Genomic DNA, 20,120 nt, shown 5'->3' with positions numbered 1-20,120 from the left:
CTTTTGTTAAGTTTTTATGGTGAGTAATATAAGATCTTTAGACAATCAAGCAGTGTAGCATTTACCCTACAGTACGGCTTGTTGTCTGTTTTGAATTTGTTACTATCTCACACCAACTATTTTTTTTCTTTTCATTAGATAAGGTAATTTTTTCAGAAGATTGACGTAGTGTTTCATGTTTTTCAAAATATCCTCGTTTAATCGCATCATGTACTGAATATCCACCAAGTAAGCAATTTTCTCCTATTTCTTCCTTATCTTTTAATTGATCAAGTTTCTTCTTATCATCGTCACTTATCTTTACTTCAATTGTATTGTTGTCTTTATCACTAGAACGTAGATGAATACTAATCTTTCCTACTTCAGTAGTAAAAGACATTTCAATGCCACCTTCTAAAACGTCTGTATAATTTCTTTTTCCTCCTACATTTTCAACTCTTACTATACTCTTTCCAACATGAAATATATGATGTCTAAAACTTAAATCTTTCACTTTTGGATTATTTATAACTTTTGCAACCTCAACAGTGCTATCTTGCGAATATTTTACATAAAAATATCCATTATCCATTTCTACGTGTAAAGCTTTGCCTTGGGCACTACTGTTTATAATACCTTCATCTGCTACACTTTTTAGCTTGTTATCGATTTCTTCACGTTCTGCAAAAATCTCATAACTGAACCCATAAGTTGCATACAATAACTTATCATCATAAAAGGAACTGCATTTTACTCTTCCACCTTTTAATAGTAAATTACTCATGATATTGCGTATAATACCTATATTTTTGTCATCTGATACACCCTCGTAGGCAGGAATATCTCTTATTCCCTTAGAAACTAAACTTGTTATAGTCTCACTATCGTCTGATAAACTCTCATAAGGTGGTAATCCCTTATGCTGTCGTATTCTATTAGGGATATTTCTTATTTCCTTAAAAATTAAACTTGTTATAGTATACTTATCATCGTTATATTTTGAATTGAGTCTTATCCCTTTTTGCAAATATTTATTTGTTATGCACTCTATACGCTCTAAAGCAGTGTTTGTAAAATTTTCATGCTTATCCCTATAACCTTGATCATTTTTTGTTACTACATCTTTTAACTCTTTACGAAATTCATCAATTAGACTTCTCTCACTTTCAGTCAGTAGTAGATCTAACTTAATTAAAGCAGAGTCTCTTGGACTAATCATACGCGTCAAGTTAAGGAAATAAAGGTATGAAAGAGATAGAATAATAAGGTATAAGTTCTCCCAGATATACTTTTAGTGAGAGAACCAATGAATAAAATAACTTGCTTATCAAAAAAGCTCAAAGAATTTTTTAATGAAAAAGCAGAGAAAATCTCAATTACAACAAGGTTTATAAAAAGAAAGAGAAAGCTAAAAGGTTCATCATTCGTAAAAGCCATGGTCTTGGGTAATATAGGAGTTGATAATTGTAGCGTAGAAACAATGTGTCAATTACTAAACGAGAGATATAACAAAACAAGGTTTGGATTTTAGATTTACTGAAGAAGCAGTGGAATTTATGAAAAGGATTATAATGAATCTGTGATTCTCTTTAAAAATATCTTGCAAGTTGATTGCAAAATCTTACAGCAATTTAATAGTGTTAAATTATTGGACAGTACCTATATTACTCTACCTAACAGTATGGAAGAGATGTATAAAGGTTATGGTACTAGCTACAGTGGCTATGAAAGCAATACTAAGTCTGGAATAAAGTTACAATTAGTTTTCGACTACATGAATCAGATAATAGACCAACTTAATTTAACGGAGGGGGTAAGATCAGACCAGGGATATAGGAAACATTTAAGTAATATATTAAGCAATGATTTGCTAATATCTGATCTCGGTTATTTTGTGCCAAGTTCTTTTAAACAAATCAATAAAATAGGAGCTTATTTCATAAGTCGTCGATACCAACATATATGATGTAGAAACAAATCAAAAAATGGAGTTATTAGAATGTTTAGAGATTTTTAGAAAACGAGGTATTGTTAGGAAAAGAAGCAAAAATTAGAGTAAGAATTATATGTCAGAAACTAACTGAAGAACAGTCTATGGCCAGAAGAAGGAAAGCTAATAGATTAGCAAGATCGCAGATCCTCTAAAAGAAATCAAAAATTGTTGAACTGGTCAATATTTATAACTAATGTTCCAGAAAATAAAATTAGTGCTGAGCAAGTATTAACGATTTACAGAGTAAGGTGGCAAATTGAGTTATTATTTAAATTGTATAAAAGCCATATCAGGCTTGATAAGCTAAAAGGAAAGCCATGCAGAGTATTATGTGAACTATATGCTAAATTGTGCGCAATTCTTATATTTCACGGCATAGTTGGTTGCACAGAAGTGAAAAAGAATACAGAACTTAGCTTAACAAAGGCATTTATTGAGCTAAAAAGGCGGGTTAGAGAGTTATTTTTAGTATTAACCAAAATTAATAGTTTAAAAGCATTTCTTAAAAAACTCACTATAACTTGGTCGCGATTTTCATTAAAAGACAAACGTAGAAGGGCTAGAGTATCCACTTTAACCTCTCTAAATTTGCTCACAATCTCTTAACTTGACGCGTATGCTTGGACTAATAGGGTAATTTTTCCAATATAAATCACTATCATCAGTTTCACTCTGATACGACAATGTATGTTTTACACATGTGTCAACAGCCTCCCTAGTTTCATGTCTCTGATCAAGGTCATAACATTCCGAACGATTACTTATTCCTTGAACAAACAAACTATAGTCATCTAAATCTGTTATGTCATCTTCAGGCGTTGGTCCCTCATTGCTATTACACTCAATTTTTGAATGCCATGGCTCAGTATTTAATTCCTCTCCTAGCTTTTGTTCACTGATAGATTCTACAACATATTTTACTGACTCTGTAACCATACTACCTCCTAGCCTAGATATAGAATATATTATGTACAATATATAATATTGGTCAAGCTAATTTCAACACAATCTTTTTACTACTCATATTTTTGTTAAGTTTTTATGGTGAGTAACAATGGAGTATATAGAGAGGTTAAAAGTTGCTTATGACTCCAAATTCGAGCTAATTTTACTATAAATCAACATGGTTAAGACCTATACTTGATATCACTACTATAAGATCATGATGAATTATACTTTAAAGGAGTACGGAAACTGCTGAAGCTTATACAGTAACCTGCGGAGCCACTTCAGCAGAATAAACAAACACATGCCAGTATTAGTAGAGAATTATTTATAAATCAACTAACTTTTTCAAAAAATATTTTAGTGAAGATACCATGCTAGCTAGTGTTATAAAGAATTGAATTATTGACTCTTCCTAAGATTGCAAAAAAGGTCGTATATTTGTGAGAACAAGCCGCGTAAAAATAAGGTTATAAAAATAGAGGATTTAAATTATTTTCATAAGCTTAGGCAAAACAGTTCGTATGTAGATATGGATGAAATGGGCTAATATGGCTAGTTTTAGCGTACAATGAAATCACTATATTAAAAAGTTCGTATGTATCACATGGTAGACCAACACATCCCAAAAAAAATAGTTCTCACCGCGCTTGGTTTTGACCATTGGAAATGGTTATATTACTTAATTTATTAGCGATATATAATATTAAATTAATATTAATTCATTCAACAATAAGTATTAAGATAAACTTATAAAAACAGAATTTAAAATAAACAAAACGTCATGTATCTCTCATATTAAGAGGCTTTTGTTGAGAGTTATTCAAGTCTAAAAAAATTTTTCAAGTTGATGATTGACAAAACTTAGAAACGGGATATCTTACTCAAAATGGTATCAAGTTACAAGTGTATGTTAGGTGTAACAGTTTCCATGTTTTTCCATTCATAGAGGAGTGATCATGCTGCGTTCAGATATTCCAAAAGTTTTATTTTCGTCTATTAAAGAGGATGATCCCTATAGAGCATCTAAGCTTTTTCAAATTGAGCGCTGGTGCTATGCAAATTGGCTTCTGCACCAAAGAAGCGGCAAGAAAGGACGTAATTTTCTTGCACAAGTGCTGTCTAGTGAGGATTGTTGGAAAAAAGTAGACAATTTACACGGAGTTAAGCTTGATAGGCAAGTGGTAGGCAAAAAGTTAATTGCGCCAGATTCAGGTAATCTCTTTGATAAGTATGCCATTGCCTGTCGGTACTGTCTAGAAGAAGATATTATTGCTTTGTTTGAGGAAAGAAAAGAGGAATTATCAGCTCAAGGTAAGAGTAGTCTATTGGAGTATGAGCACTTAGTTAGGTGTTGCGGGTCGGGTCTTTTAGCGCAGTTTTGGTCACATTTTGTTAGTGGTTATATCTCTAAGCTAAATTTAGATGGTCGTCATCTATACGAATATGGACTTAAATGTGCTATAGATTTTAAACAAGTACAGGCAGTTGAATTTTTCTGGAATAAAATAAAGTTATTACCTGAAAGTGAGATGGGTGCACAGAAAAAGGATGAGATTTTCATGAAGACAGCAGTATATTCAGCAGGTAGTCGTTGTAATAGTTATCCTGAAATATTCGAGTTTTGTTTTAGTCAAATAAGTCCTGATAAATATCCAGAACTTCTAAAAAGAGACTTAGCTGAAAATGGTTATTATGGTAGTTTAGATACTCTACAGGGTGCACTTCGCTTTGATCAATTTCAAAGACTATTTGACTATTTAAAACCAAGTGATGTTTCGGAGAATTGTTATTATATTTGGTTGAAGTATATGAAAGAATTGGGAAATTATTCGGAGTCTTGTATAGATGAAGGAGTAAAGCTTTTTATGTATATGTGGACGAAAGAGGGATTTGATAGCCATCGTGCCTTATTATTAAATAAAGAGATGAAGAGTAGTTCAGTATTTCAAGGGAGGTTGTTAGTTCCTTTAATTAATAGAGGTTGTATGGAACCAGTATGGGCGGTATTAAATAAAGCTAATTCTGATCAGATTAAAGAGTTTATGGGGTCCAAACAAGCAGGCTACATACGATCTATGTTGGAAAAAAGAGATACTGATTTATTGAATAAGTTTCTAGCATATGGAAAATCTACAGCTGAAGAGTTTACTAGCTTAACTGAGGTTAATTTAAGTAAAGCATGTGAGCAATTAGAGTTGGGTAATTAATGAGGTATTATGAGGCAACTCTATAAAACATATGGTGGTTTCTTGTTACTACTTTAGCTTCTGTCAGAAAGGTGTTGCATTATAATACAAATATTATATATATAAGTTGGTATATAGGGAAAAATAGCTTTTATTGTTGATATCTCTGATTGTTATATAATAAGCTTGGTATAGTGGGTTTAATACAATATAATGAAGGGGGTTTTATGTTTAAGATACAATATCCAACAGATCATCTAAAAAAAGAAGGCGTTAATTCAAAGATTACCGAATTATCGGATCAAATACAATATATAGAGCAAGCTAAAGAATTTTCTCAACTTAAGCGTTATCGGAGATCTGATGTTGATTCCGAAAGTGGAAGTCGGATTAAGAGAATCGATGTTCCAGGAGACGGTAGTTGCTTGTTTTGGTCTGTTACTATGGCTTACTTAATACCCGTCAGAAACGACGATGCTTTATTTCGACAAAGGTATGAAGTACTATTTGGAGATGAAGGAGCTGTAATTCAAGATTTAGATCGTATTAGGAATTTGGTAAGGAATTTAAGTACTGCCAATTATGATGATACATTTGCAAACTTAGTAAGAAATGTGTTTCGCAATCGAGTAGTTGATCATATAAGTTCTCATGAAAGCGAGTTTAGAAATTTTGTTGAAGGTGAAAGTGGACTAAGTTTCAAAGATTACTTAGAAAACATGAGAAAACTTAATATTTGGGGAGGTGAACCTGAAATAAGAGCAATGAGTGGAATGCTTAGTGCAACAATTAGTGTTTCTGGTGAAGTGCAACTTCCTCCATATGGTAATGGGGATATTCAAATACAATTATTTCATGTTGGTGCACCAGGTAAACGAAACCATTATAATTTTGGTCTTGAAAGGAATATTGTTGATAATGATAAAGAGCTTGCAAAAGGCTTAAAAAGAGTCATGGGTAAAGTAAGGCCACAAGACTTTGAGTTAATACAGTTATTGATAGAGGAAGCAGGTAAAGAAGTTGGTATAAGCCGGCAAGATGAGGATTTTAAATCTTTTGAAGCGAGATTTCAGTCATTTGTGGATCAGATTCCATCTTATTTACACTCTGTAGAAAAAGCAGGGTTTTTTACACACTTCTTCCTAGGTAGTTTTTCTACTTTGCTGGATACAAAGATTGCAGAAAAGTTAAATATTAAAAAGATTTATTTTAATTTTGATACTTCGAAAACTTTAAAAGTAGCTATTGTTAAAAATGGTCAAATTGGAAATGCTGAAGACGCTATTAATAATATAGATTTATTTTCCATTTCAGAAGGTAAGCGTGGCCATCAGTTTACTGTTAATGAGTTGGAGAACATATTAAGAAATAATATAGATAGGAGTAGGATTAGAAATCGGAACGTTGAGAATGAGATCATAAATATTAAAAATGAAATTCAAGATAGAATAAAATCCAGATTAGTACAGATCTATAAAGGAAAGGATGGTATTTTTGTTAATATGGAAGTTAAAGAGATAATTGATTCTCCTGCTAGCAAGGAATTTCATGAAATAGAAAAAGGAATATGGAGTAATCCGTAGGATGATATAGCTGGGCTAAGTTCTAGTAGAGAGATAGGAGTTAAAGAATCTCTTGAGGGAGTTCTTGGAGAGATTAGTAAAGTTCATTCTAAATATGAAAACTCATTAATCTATGATAGTAGTGCGCGTGAAGCAGCACATCATGGGTTTATGGTAGGCGTTTTCATGAATTTCCACTATAGGTACAATCTTAGAGTTTACTCAGAGCAATTTGCAGGAAGGGGTTATGCAGATATTATCTTGTTAGCTCGTGGTCCTGATCGTGCATTAAACTCTATTCCCATTATTATTGAATTAAAAGCAGGGGCAGGTCCTAATGCCACTCCAGATAGGGCTTTGCAGCAAGCAGAAAAGTATGCACAAGGCTTCCAACCAAACGTTCAGCGAGTTCTAACTACTGCAGATGACATTTTATGTGTTGGTGTCAACCTTGATAATCCATCTCCTTTCTCTGATATTAAGGTATCAAATCGTGGAGAAGAAATAATCCCTCTTTTTCAAGGTATGCTAAAATCTGCTGATGACTGGGATACGCAAAGGATTGGAACAATAGAATTAAAGGGACAGGTGAAAGATAATCTAGAACGTATTTATCATACGTTTCCTGGTACACCTGAGAAGGGAGATAAACATTATTTTAGTAGATTTTTACTAGGGCAATCACTATTGCTAAATAGAGTTGAAGATTTAAAAACTGGTTTTAAAAAATACATTTTTATCTATGGAGACAATATACCTACCGAGGTACGTCCTAATCTTCGTGGGTCTGGACGTTTAGCAGCTGAAAGAGCCAGGGAGAGATTGTCAGCTAATCTTGATGCGAGTCATGCAGTTGTGACAATGGTGCTCATTCCAGAAAATACAAAGAAGTTGGTTTATGTAATAAATATTGTTGAAGCTAACAGAAAGGATGTTCTGAACGGGCTGGATGAAGTGCTCCCTCTTGAGAGATTAAACAGAGAAATAGGAGATAGGGAAATAGTCGAATTAAGTCTTAATTTTGATACTAGATACAAGTCAGATTTTAGAAGATATCTTACTGTTTGGGCTGAAAAATACAATTCTTTACAAGAGTACAACAACGGAGCTGACAGATTTCAAGGCACTTTCAAAGAAGTTCCTTATCCTAATGAGTTAAAAGAAACATTCGATAAAGCACTAGATATCCAATCCTTATCAATAAGAGGATATAGTAGATTATTAGAAAAAATTGGAGAAGGAATCTTTCCTTTTAAGAGTCTCGTTAATAAGGAAGCTCATTTCCAGGGAATATTGAATGGAGTGTTTAGTTATTATAGTGACTTAAAATTACAGGAATCACCAGAAACTAGAGCATTAGTTTTAACTGAGTTTCAAACTGGTAGAGGAGAACGTATTGACATGCTAGTTCATGGTATTAAGTTTGTGGCTCAAGGTGGAAATGCTGAGGAGTACACACCAATAGGGTTGGAACTTAAGACATCAAGGCAGGGCAAAGGAGCTCAAGCTTTATTGAGAGAAGCAAATGATCAAATAAATGAAGAATACAAAGAAGGTGTTACCTATAAAACACTTACAGATGGTGATGAGGTAAAGTTTATCGGTGTTGTTTTCGATAAAGGATCTAATAATCCGAATAAACTTATTTTAACAAGTAGGACAGCTAAGGAAGGATTTATTCCTGTTGAAGTAGTTCATAGTTCAGTTCATATGTTACCTACTGTAGGGCAGTGTTCTAAAAGAAAATCTTCATCGCCGGAGTATCCACCAAGTAAAAAGCCAAGAAGAGAAAGAAGTGTAAGTATGGCCTGCATAGATTCGTTTGATGAAGAAAAGATTACAAACGAAGAAAAAGAAAGACTTATTAAAGAGTTATTTGGTATTGAAGCTCATGACACAAAAATTATAACAATAGATTCTCCTCAAGTGAGGATTGATGGTGGTAAAGTAAATGTAAAATTCAAAGACAATAGTGGTAATGATAAAGAATTAATGATAGATGATGCTGCAAATATTAAGAGTATAGAAAATTATATACTGGATGAGAAAAATCTTGAGATAAAGTTAAAAGTAAGCAGCGATAAAGAGTATGCTATAATAGAAGAAATTAAAGAGCAAGGTAGCGAATATTATTTAAAAATTGATGATTATAGAATAAAGCTAGATAGTATATTTCAAGATGGAAAAGAAGTAATCTTTGATAAATTACATCAACTATCAAATGATAAGCAGTTGTTAGAGAATAAAAAATACATTGAAGATATAGGTGATGTTCAAACTAATCAAGATTACTCTAATATTGTAGAGGAAATTAAACAGAACTTGCTAGCAAAAGGTGTTAGGGAAGATACTTTTGATACGTTTAAAAATCATTTTGATGATCTTGGTGAAAAAGTTTTTGCAGATTATATTAGTAATGTAGAAAGCAGCCTTCAAGAAAAAGGAATTGCATTTGATCGTGATAAATTTGATTCAGCGAAAATAAAAGGAGCAAAAGGTGGAAAGTTTTTTTCCATGATGGCTATATATGACTTGCTTGATAGTATAAGTGATACAGCAACACTTGAACGGCATAATAATGATGCTTTAAAGCAGGTATTTGGTATCAACGGTATACTTGATGCTATGGATGATGTTAGGACAAGTGTAAGTATTTCTCCTAATAGTAAAGTAGGAAAATTGGTTAGTAAAATACCACAGCCTGTACGTCAAACTTTTGTTAAGATTATCAGTAATCCTGTAGTTCAAAGTATTACATTTGCAACTATTGCTTATCAATTTGGGTATAGTATAAAGGAAATGGCTCAAGGCAACCATCATCCATTAAATTATTATTGGACAGCTAGTAGTGGTGTAAAGCTAGCAAGCATGAGTATAAGGCCTGTAAGTGCAGGAGTTAGCTTTACAGTGAAAAGTGTAAGTACAACTACTAAGATTTTAAGAGGATTATCTGCTGCAGGCAAAGTTTTGGGTAGGGCAGCAGTAGTTACTATGGTTGCTGATGTATTGATAACAATTGGCATAGAAGTTCATGAAAGAATGGAATATACTAAAGCAATAGCAGAGCAAGTACCTCTATTACCTGGTGGTGAACAAGTGGAAGTATTTTTTGCAGGGGTAATCAAGTTTTTTACAGGAAGAGATGTAGAAAAAGAATATGAAGACACAATTAGAATAAAAGGTTATTTAACTTACGTAAAAGAAGCAGCTATTAAACTGTTAAATGATAATTATGACATAGATGCGGTTGTACAATACGTAATCTCCATTGAAGAGAAATATAGTGAGGTGATTAAAAATATGGGTGCACAGGCTATATGTATTATGCCATTACCGTATGGTCCTGAGTGTGCGACGCAGATGAAGTGGACATGTGATTTAGAAAAAAAATATAAAGATATCTCTTTTGACAAGATCAATATAGCCTCTAGTGTAAAGAGAAATTTGTCTTCTATTGATATCTCTAAGATATTGACTATGACACCTTATACTTTGGTTATGAGTGAAGGTTGGGAAAGGTTTATCTGTGGTATAAAGAATAGTCCTCAATGCTATCAAGAGATTGAAGAAAAGAAAGTTTATGTTGTTAATACGGATGCAAAACATATCCCTCATCTAACAAAATACGAGTATGAAAATCTTGGCTTAAGAATTGTAGATGCACCATTAACAAATCCGATACAAAAATCTCAATGCAGCAAAACAATCAATACAAAGCACACAGGTGACGATGCGTTCGCTCCATGTAACATTGGCAAAATTTATAGAAATTGTCAAGAGAGCTTTACTCTCTCAGGCGAACCTTTTATTTTTACTAATCCAAAAAGGAAAGATCCTGGTAATACAAAAAAGCAAACATTTCCTAGAGAATCAGTATTATATATTTCAGGACCAAGAACGTTAACAGCAGCTGCAAATTATCCAGCAGTAATGCATATTCCAGAGGGTAGTAATATACGTTATGTTGGCTCAAAAAATAATGAAACTATTTTTATTATTAATGACTATACGTCTGGTACTCTTGAAGGTGGACCAGGAAAAGAAAATACTCTAGTAATGAATGTTAAGGCTAATAATGTCGTTGCAAATTTGCATGGTAGAACTATACGTTATGGTAATAGTAATAACATAAGATTGGTTAACACATATAACTATGTGTCTAATTCTGACAGCAAGCAAAATATTACTACTCACTGTAAAACAAGATTGATTAATGTAAAAAATGCAGAAGTCTGGCAGAATTCATTTAACTGCACAGACAAAGATTATGAAGTTAGAGTAGTTAACAAAGAAAATGTGCATAACAGGGGATTAAAGCAAACAATATTTGTTGTTAATGAAGATAGTGATAATGCTAAGATAGTAAGTGATTTGGGCAGTACAGGAAAAATAAAAGGAAATATTGACATAATAAAGGTTCAAGTTGCTAATATCACACAGTGGGGAATAAGTGAAGATATAGAAAAGGTCGGCTATAGCTTAGATGTTTTAGCTAATAATACACAAAGTATTGTTTCAAGTACTAAAATCAATGATTTTAAAAATCTAGTAATTCAAGTAAATAGCAATGGAATAACAGAGTCTGTTGCAATACAAGATAAGTCTTTGTCTGATACAATAGAAGATATTAGATATCAAGAGCTGAAAAGTTCAGGAAGTGATATTAGTAGAGAGGTAATACACAATAGTGCAAAAAAGTTGAAAGCATTTATACAAGCAAGTATACTAGACCAAGAATTACTTGATACTTACCAAATTGCAAAAGATATTGTCAATAACAATAATTTTGACATACCAGTATCTCAAGTAGAAGTTATTAAAAATCATATGGGAGTACCTAATGGAAAAGTGATAATTGCTGGCATGTACTCAGGTCAAGTCATTGTTGATTTTAACTATAATAATTCTGACGTTACAAGTAGTTATCAGAAATACCGTAATAATAGAGGGAGCTATAGTTATGATGACTATATGGTGCTATGTAATTACTATCAAGACATTACAGTAGAAGGAGAGAAAATGCACCATCGGTATGTCATTAAACTACCAGATACATTAAACAGCGAAATTTCATCGTCGCCAATAAGGCTTAATATAAAAATAAAAAACAAAGCGTTACCTTATCAAAGCATACCTTATAATATTATTGATTTTGCTGAGTTGAATGTAGCAGATATTGATAGCATAGGTATAGAAGAAGGTGAAAGGAGTTATATAAATGAATGTTATAACAAATCAATCTCTGACCTTACAGAGGATAGCTTAGAGATAAAAGATATTACAGTACTTGGTAGTGAAGGTACTAAATGGTCTTTATCCATTGGTTTAGTTGATTATTTTCAAAGCCCAGAACATCAACAAATTGTATTACGAATGAATAATGAGCTTTATAAGATTGATAGTACAAACTTAAGGCTTGAGCATGTAGAAATGAACCCTAACTCTTTCAGATATTATCAACCAGAAGAACAAGGGTTACAGATTTATCATAATCAACCTATCAGCAAGAATGACATTGGTTTAGTTGATTTTAGAGATAAGTCTGTATTGGGTTTTGATATGGAGATTGCTGATGGTAGTTTAGTGCTATCATATGGAAATAGCACCATTGCAAAAGTGGAGAATTGGAGTAATTATCAACCTGCAAGAGAAATGATGTTCGCTTTTAATGATACAATGGTTTCTAATCCAAAGTGCATAGTCTCTGTTTGTAATTCAGAGGATATTATAGAGGACTTTAACAAGGAGAAAGTAATTTTATTAAAAGAGCAGGTATTTAATGCTATAGTGCAAAGTGATATCAGTGAAGCTGAAGATTTAACTAGAAAAATTGAAACTATTGATATTGAAGGTAAACGTTTAACACCTTTATACATTGCTATCCAAAAAGGTAGGTTGGACATAGTAGAAATTCTTTTTGATAGGAAGCATTTTAGTGTTAAAGATAAAGACATCTATGGTTGTAACCCTCTGCACTGGACTGCTCAGCAAGGCAATTTGAATATAGCTAAGTTTCTTGTGGATAAAGGTGCTGATATTGGGGCTAAAGGTAATGATGGTAGAACACCTCTGCATGTAGCCGCTTGTAGTGGTGACCTAGATATGGTCAAATTTTTTCTTGATAAGAATGCTAGTATTGAAGCTAAAAGTAACGACCCATATAAGATGATGGGGATAGTTGAAAGTGCAAAGAAGGAAATTATTAATCAAGCAGATACTTCATCTAACGTAAAAAGATGGGCAGAGTTTTTTGCAGAGAAGTTAAGACATTCAATAAAAAGTGTAGCACAAGAGAAGCTAAAAGATGGTATGTTACATGATCGTTATGGTTCGGTTAATAGACTTGCTAATGAAATTTATAAATCAGATGGAAAGTTGTTTGATGATATAATTAAAACAGTTATAAATGATGTATATGGAAGGATAGATACAAAAAAAATATTAAGTTCTGTACGCAATCATGGTTATATTGCTCAGCTTATTCCAGGTTATATAGCTGTGTTTGATACAATGCAAAGGAATAATGATTTAAATAATGGTGCAGTATTTAAGTTAGCTTATTATATAAAAGAGGCAATGGAGATGGAACACTATCCTGATGTTGATCAAGAAAAGAAATCTCATCTTGAGGAGCTAAAAAGCAGATTGCCAGAGTCAGTAAAGAATATAGTATTTGCGTCAAAAGTATGTATTAAAAACATTTATCAAAATGAATATTTATATGCTGCTAATGATTATTTTAGTTATGATAATGATAGGAGGAGAGTATTTACTTGGATTCCAAAAGATGAAAAGAATGATAAATTTAGATGGGAGATTGAACTTGATGGTGATGATTATTCTATAATGAATGTTAAATTTAATGAATATTTATACGGTGCTGTTGATCATTTTAATTATGATAACGAGAGGAGGAAAGTGTTTACTTGGATTCCGTGGAGCAGAATTGGACGAGATACATGGAAGATAGAACCTATTGGTAGCAGATGTTATATAATGAATGTTGAACTTAACGAATATTTATATGCTGCTGTTGATCATTTTAATTATGATGACGAGAGGAGGAGAGTATTTACTTGGATTCCAAAGAATTCAAAGAGTGATCAATTTAAATGGAATATTGAAGATTGTGGGCATGCTGTGAAAAGAAGGGATATCTCTAGTTCACATACTGATCTCAACTCAGATACGACAAGATCTTCAAGAAAAGCAGAACTAGATAAAGAATTGTTGAGTGCTACAAAAATAGGAGATCTGAGTAAAGTAAAAGATCTTATTAATCAAGGAGCTAGCATTAATGCTGAAGATAAAGATGGTAACACCCCTTTTCATAACGCTGGATTGAAAGGGTATTTGACTATAGCTCAGTATCTTGTTGAGAAAGGTGTTGATGTCAATGCTTCTAATGAAGATGGTTGGACACCTATGCATGGGGCTGCATTGAAAGGTCATTTAGAGGTTGTAAGGTTTTTGATAGAAAAAGGTGCAAATATTAGTGCTGAAAACATTTTTGGTGAGAAACCTATACATTGTGCTGCAAAGAGAAACAATAAAGATATAATAGAGGTTCTTCTCAGAAAAGGGGCAAGTATCAATGATGCTGATAAAAATGGTAGAACACCTCTATATTTTGCCTCTTGGAACGGTTACTTAGGTTTAGTAGAATATTTTGTACGTGATAAAAAGGCAAATATAAACATCAAGGATAAGTATGGAAAAACACCACTAGACGTTGCTATTAATAGGAACTATATCAGTGTTATAGGATATTTAAGTAAAAAACAATTGGAATTATGTAAGGAGCTATTGGTTGTAGTACAAAGTGGTGATCTTAGTAAAGTTCAAGACCTTGTAAATCAAGGTGCTAGTTTAGATATTCAAAGTGAGGATGGTTTGACACTGTTACATTTTGCTTCTATTAATAATCGTTTAGATATAGCAGGGTATCTTATAAAAGAAGGAGTTGATATTAATGCTAAAGATAAGGATGGTAAAACCCCTCTATATTATGCTTCACGTTCTGTTTATCATTTAGATATGGTGAAGTATCTTATAAGTAAAGGTGCTGATATTGATGTTAAAGATAACAGTGGTAGAACTCCTGAAGATGAGGAACGTTATACTAATTCTGATAGAATGAGGCAAGTTTTTATGCAAGCACACTTAGATAGAGAATTATTACTTACTGTAAAAAATGAAAAGGATCTAAAGACAATTAATAATCTTATTGCTAAAGATATTGACGACAGAACGCATGGCGGGTTTTATTATACTTGGAGTGGTAACTTAGACACAGTCGAGTTTCTTGTTAGTACAGATGTGAGTGTTAATACGACTGATAAATATGGCTGCACACTACTACACTGGTCTGCATTGAAAGGTCATTCAAGTATTGCTGAGTTTTTAGTTGATAAGGAAGCTAATGTGAATGCTAAAGATATACTTGGCAGAACTCCCATGCACTTTGCTGTTATGAATAATCACAAGGATATTCAAGATGTATATGGTAGAGGTCCTACATACACTACTGCTGAGAGCAATGATGAAGAGATTGTACAACTTTTTCTCATGAAAGGAGCAAGTATTAATGAGGCTGATGAAAATGGCGAGACGCCACTACACTTGGCTTCTTGGGATGGTCATTTAGGTATATTGCAGCATCTTATAAATAATGGGGCTAATATTGGTACTAAAGATAGTAGTGGCAAAACACCGCTAGATATTGCTAGAGATAAAGGACATAATAATGTTGCAGAATACTTACAACAAACACAATTGAGTCTAGATAAGCAATTTTTCACTGCAGTACAGGATGGTAGTCTTAATGAAGTTAAGGATTTTGTAAGTCGAGGTGCTAGCTTAGATACTCAAGATAGTAATAATGGTTGGACACCTATAATCTATGCCGCTCAGGGAAGTAAATGGGATGCGGTCAAGTTCCTTATAGCTCAGGGTGCCAAGTTTAATAATGAGATCACATATCAAGGAACACCCTTGCACTTTGCGGCTCAAGAAGGTAATTCAAATATGGTTCAATTTCTTCTTGATAAAGGTGCTGATATTGAGGCTCAAAATGCATATAATAAAAAACCTTTGCATCTTGCTGTTGAGGCAGGCAAGTTAAAAGTAGTAAGACTACTTCTTGATAGAGGCGCTAATATCAAGGCTGCAGATATGTATGGCCAAACACCTTTAGACTTAGCTATTAAAAAGGGTTACGAAAATATAGTAGAAGTTTTGAAACAAAAACAGTTAGATCTAGATAAAGAATTATTAATTGCTGCAGAAAAAGGAGATCTTGAAAAAGTGAGAGAAAGTATCAGACGAGGTGCTAATGTTAATATTCAAGATAGGCAGGGTTGGACTCCTTTATTTTGGGCCATTCAAAAGAATAATTTTAATATAATTGAACTTCTTTTAGATAACAGTGCTGATATTAAGGTCAAAGATAATGAAGGTTGGACACCTCTTCATTGGGCTGTATCATTGGGTTCATTAGACATCGTCGAGCATCTTGTTGAGAGAGGTGCTGATGTTAATGCCTCAACTGCTGACGGTAGAACACCGCTAGATATTGCTAGAGATAAAGGATATAATAATATTGTAAATTATTTAGAGGAAGAGCTCAATAAAGAGAGAGAAAAACCTGTACAACGCAAACGCCGTCATCACCATGGAGGTCATAATTCTCATCACTTATCACGCAAACCTCGTGCTATAGATTCAAGTAATCAACCTGAAATAGCAACAAGCAGTGGCGCAAAACCATCTTCATGGATAAATGATTTATTTGGTTGGATAAGAAGCTCTGTGAGTGGATTGTTAAGTTCTAAACCTGAGAGCACTCCAAGTCCAATCTCACAAGTAGATGCAAGAGTAGATGTAAATGGTATGATAATGTTACTTGACTTATTGATTAGAAGGGTTACAGGTCAAAAGTATATTTCTACAGTAGATCAGTCTATATCTCCACTAGAGGCACAGGAATATACACTCAATATTACAAATGGATTTGAGAAAGTAGTAGAGCAAGCTGGATTAAAAAGTGGTGTATCAATGCATCGATTAAATATTGATTATATGGGAATGCAGAAAGAGATTACTAGAAAAGTCATGAGTGGTAAATTTAATGAAATTTCAGGGATTTTAAAATCGTATGTAGAGAAAGCATGTCCTGGTAGAGAAGCTGGTAAATTAAGTCCGAAGAAATTTGATCAGTTTATAGCTCAATTTAATAAGGGTCTGCTAAATCAATCAATAGAGCAGATATTACACAACAGAGATGGTAGATTAGAAGTTGATGATGCAAAGCAAATGAGTTTAGAGCCTCAAAGTTATTTAAGTAATGCTTCAGTTCACAGCCATTCAAAAGTATCAACTTGTCTTTCTGATATAGGAGTAACTAAGCTTGTGAATAACCTCAGTAGGTAGATTAAAATATGAGAGATGGAGATATAATATGCCAAGTAGTGGAAAATTTAAAGTGAGGGTAGCCAAAATAATTAGGGAAACAACCAGTAGCAAGTTTGATAGTCTTAATCCTAAAATGGATGAAGTAGACATTAAATGCTAAGTGGTTAATGTGTTTTCCATATTGAACTTACAGTACGTAGCTTTGATATAGAAGTTTGGGTAATGTTATGATAGTAATTTATATAATTCTGTGTGCAATCTTCATAGCTGTTTTAGACAGTTCACTAGATTCTTAATTAGGGGACATGTCTAACTTAGAAAAGGTTTTTATAAATGTTAAAGTGAATAATTATGTTTTTTCCCTGAGTTGTAAAATTTCAGAATGAGAGAGACCGGTAATTTGAGCTATAACATCTATAGGAACACCGGCCTTGAGTGAGTTTTCGGCCACAGCTATTTTAGCCTGTTGTTCACCCTTCTCTTCACCAATCTTGATGCCGCGTTCTTCACCAATGAGAATGCCTTCTTGTCTACCTTTGTGAGTAGCATCATCGAGTTTTTGAGCAAGGATAGCTTTTTCTTTCTGCACGCTCAATATTCTTTCTTCATATGCGATCAAATCCTTTTCATTCCAGCGAAACCTGTCTAATTCATCATATGCTAGCTTTATTATCGGAGCTTCTGCTGCTATCTTTTTTAGATCTTCTTCAGTTGTTTCTTCTGCGTATTTAAAAAAGAAACACCATCTCTCTGTAGTATTCTCTAATTGCTCTACCTTATTTTTTGAAAACTTAGGCAACTCAATAAAGACAAATTGTAGATCTTTTAAGTAATGACCATTGGTTTTGATATCCCGTATATTATGAGTAGAAATATAGTCAACTTCTCCAGGCAGAAGGTTACAATTGGAAATAGCAATAAAAAAGACTTTCTGAAGATCAATGTAATTACCAGATTTATCTAATTGTCTTGAGTAAGCCTTAGCAGCATAAAGTTGAGCACGTTTTTCAAAGCCTTTATCACGAGCGAGCTGGTCAGGTAAGGAAGCAGTATTACTACTACCCCCTCCCTTAGAAACGCAGCATGCAGGTTTCCCCACACTACGCTTGAGCCCCTTATCTAAGTTCTTCTTTTCTAGAACCGGCTTGTCCTTCATGATTCCTCAGGAAACATCATTCTTAATGGTGACACCAACAGTAGAGAACCTTCTCTTGAGAAAGAGCTTGCTAACATTCTTGTTCGTTTCACTCTCTCATCAAAATACTTTTTCCATTTTAAGTCAAGGGGATTTGCATCCGCTCTGATTTTAACATGTCGTCTGATAGGTATATCAATCAGCTTAAGCAGTCTTAAATACCGTATCTCTTTTGGTTTGTTCTTGCATATGGGTGCAGCAAAGACCCATTGGCGTTGACCCATTACTTTGAAGTAACGATTCTTTATCCAACGTAATCCTTTACGAGGATGTCTTTTCTTTGCCCATTTCCATAAACTATGCCAAATTTCATTGTCGATCTTTCTAAACGCTTTTTTAGCACACACATGGTGATAGTAATTTCCCCATCCTCTCAGTAGAGAGTTGAGTGACTTAATTACTATAGCCTGAGTGTTCGCTATATTTGCTTTTATCAATGTACGTGCTTTATTAAGAAGTCTTTTAATACTTTCTTTCGAAGGTTTAATAATTAACTTCTTATTATATCTACGTACATTACAACCAAGAAAGTCAAACCCTGTTGTGATAGATGTAATCTTTGTCTTCTCTTCTGAAAGAATTAAACCTCGCTCATGAAGAAAAGATGATACTAAAGGCTTAACTTCATTTTCCAGTACTTCATGTGTGAAACCTGAAATAATAAAGTCGTCTGCGTATCTGATTACGTTCACTCCACTTCTGATTTTGTTTCTTCTTCTACTGCCGAGTTTACCAAATCGACTTTCCAATAACTTTTCAAGTCCGTTTAAGGCTAAATTGGCTAGTATTGGAGAAATTATACCACCTTGCGGGGTACCTGCAGTTGTGGGATACAGAGTTTTCGATTCTAGGAAGCCAGCTTTTAACCAACTATGCAGAATTTTCTTCTCCATAGGAATATGCTTCATAAGCCATTCATGATTAATGTTGTCAAAGCATCCTTTGATATCACCTTCAAGTATCCATTGTAGTTGATTACGACTTGCCAGTAACAAATGACAAGCTACTGTAGCATCTGCACAGGATCTTTTAGGCCTAAAGCCATAGGAGTGACGATCACTGATTGTTTCAGCTATCGGTTCCAGAGCAAACAGATATAATGCTTGCATGGCTCTATCTTTTATCGATGGTATTCCAAGAGGTCTTCTTTTGCCATTAGATTTACTGATATAAATCCGTTTTAGCGGAGAAGGTTTATATCCTCTTTGCTTTAACTGCTTTATTCCTTGAAATTTAGCATTGCAAGTTGACCATAATTGACGATCTACACCCGCTGTGTTTTTTCCTTGGTTTTCAGTTACTCTCTTAACAGCCAAAGCTTTTCCGCTAAAAGAGCGTGTGAGAAGATGTTGTAAAGCTTTTACCTTACCCCATCTTCCTTTTTGGACAGCCTTAACAATACGTCTTTGTAGCCTCACAATAACTTTCTGGCATTTCTTCCATGGCAACTGCTTCCATGCTTCAAAGCTTTCGGTAGATGCACTTACAGGTTTACTTGTAATCATCTGCTTTCCTACCTTAAGTGGTTAACAAAGTTTCTTGTCACGAGGGACCAAACGGAAGTCTGCTCGTTTTCACGCGAATTAATGTTACAAATTCTATCCATTTCGTTACAAAATGGCATTCGCTTTCTCCATTCTCCTTTACCTGCACTTCCATCAGCATTCCTTGCGGTTTGCTTGCCATGTAGGCGAAAATACAGGCTTACCCTGTTCCTTCTGTCATACAACAGTGGGTTAGGTGACTTCTCTATACCGGTGGAGTTATTATTTGCGTACATCTAGAAATGAGAAATGTAACTTATCCACATTACCTTTTTGGTTAGAGCTTATCAGCATCTTTAG

The 20,120-nt window shown here is 33.7% G+C and carries 7 protein-coding genes and 1 pseudogene; 4 read left to right on the top strand and 4 right to left on the bottom strand.

Annotation, left to right across the window (positions count from 1 at the left end):
- Positions 1 to 61: 61 nt before the first annotated feature.
- The gene (locus ABWU55_RS02330; protein ID WP_353286449.1) at positions 62 to 1,198 is read right to left on the bottom strand and encodes a hypothetical protein; all 1,137 of its coding nucleotides are present in this window, start codon (positions 1,196 to 1,198) and stop codon (positions 62 to 64) included.
- Positions 1,199 to 1,285: 87 nt separating this feature from the next.
- On the opposite strand from ABWU55_RS02330, the pseudogene ABWU55_RS02325 reads away from it, so the two are divergent.
- A pseudogene (locus tag ABWU55_RS02325) lies at positions 1,286 to 2,578 on the top strand (IS4 family transposase).
- Here the strand turns inward: ABWU55_RS02325 and ABWU55_RS02320 are convergent.
- Positions 2,555 to 2,908: a hypothetical protein gene (locus ABWU55_RS02320; RefSeq protein ID WP_265024414.1), complete on the bottom strand. Its 354-nt coding sequence runs from the start codon at positions 2,906 to 2,908 to the stop codon at positions 2,555 to 2,557. The pseudogene ABWU55_RS02325 and the gene ABWU55_RS02320 sit on opposite strands and share 24 nt — an antisense overlap.
- 968 nt (positions 2,909 to 3,876) lie before the next feature.
- Here ABWU55_RS02320 and ABWU55_RS02315 point away from each other — a divergent pair.
- From ABWU55_RS02315 to ABWU55_RS02305, 3 genes are all read left to right on the top strand, one after another.
- Complete coding sequence (locus ABWU55_RS02315; RefSeq protein WP_353286448.1) at positions 3,877 to 5,127, top strand: hypothetical protein; 1,251 nt, start codon at positions 3,877 to 3,879, stop codon at positions 5,125 to 5,127.
- A gap of 206 nt (positions 5,128 to 5,333) precedes the next feature.
- Entirely contained in the window at positions 5,334 to 6,689 is a 1,356-nt protein-coding gene (locus ABWU55_RS02310; protein WP_353286447.1) for an OTU domain-containing protein, read from the top strand.
- A 165-nt stretch (positions 6,690 to 6,854) separates the two neighbouring features.
- On the top strand, positions 6,855 to 17,099 hold the full coding sequence (locus tag ABWU55_RS02305; protein ID WP_353286446.1) for an ankyrin repeat domain-containing protein: 10,245 nt from the start codon (positions 6,855 to 6,857) through the stop codon (positions 17,097 to 17,099).
- A gap of 331 nt (positions 17,100 to 17,430) precedes the next feature.
- Here ABWU55_RS02305 and ABWU55_RS02300 read toward each other — a convergent pair whose 3' ends face one another.
- Complete coding sequence (locus ABWU55_RS02300) at positions 17,431 to 18,237, bottom strand: Rpn family recombination-promoting nuclease/putative transposase (RefSeq protein ID WP_353286445.1); 807 nt, start codon at positions 18,235 to 18,237, stop codon at positions 17,431 to 17,433.
- A complete protein-coding gene (gene ltrA / locus ABWU55_RS02295; protein WP_151807757.1) occupies positions 18,234 to 19,781 on the bottom strand; it encodes a group II intron reverse transcriptase/maturase in 1,548 nt (515 codons plus the stop codon). Before ltrA ends, ABWU55_RS02300 begins: the two co-directional genes overlap by 4 nt.
- Between the last annotated feature and the right edge of the window lie 339 nt (positions 19,782 to 20,120).

The organism is Wolbachia endosymbiont (group A) of Crataerina pallida, assembly GCF_964028475.1.
Lineage (GTDB): Bacteria > Pseudomonadota > Alphaproteobacteria > Rickettsiales > Anaplasmataceae > Wolbachia > Wolbachia pipientis.
This window is presented reverse-complemented; position numbering and strand designations above follow the sequence as displayed.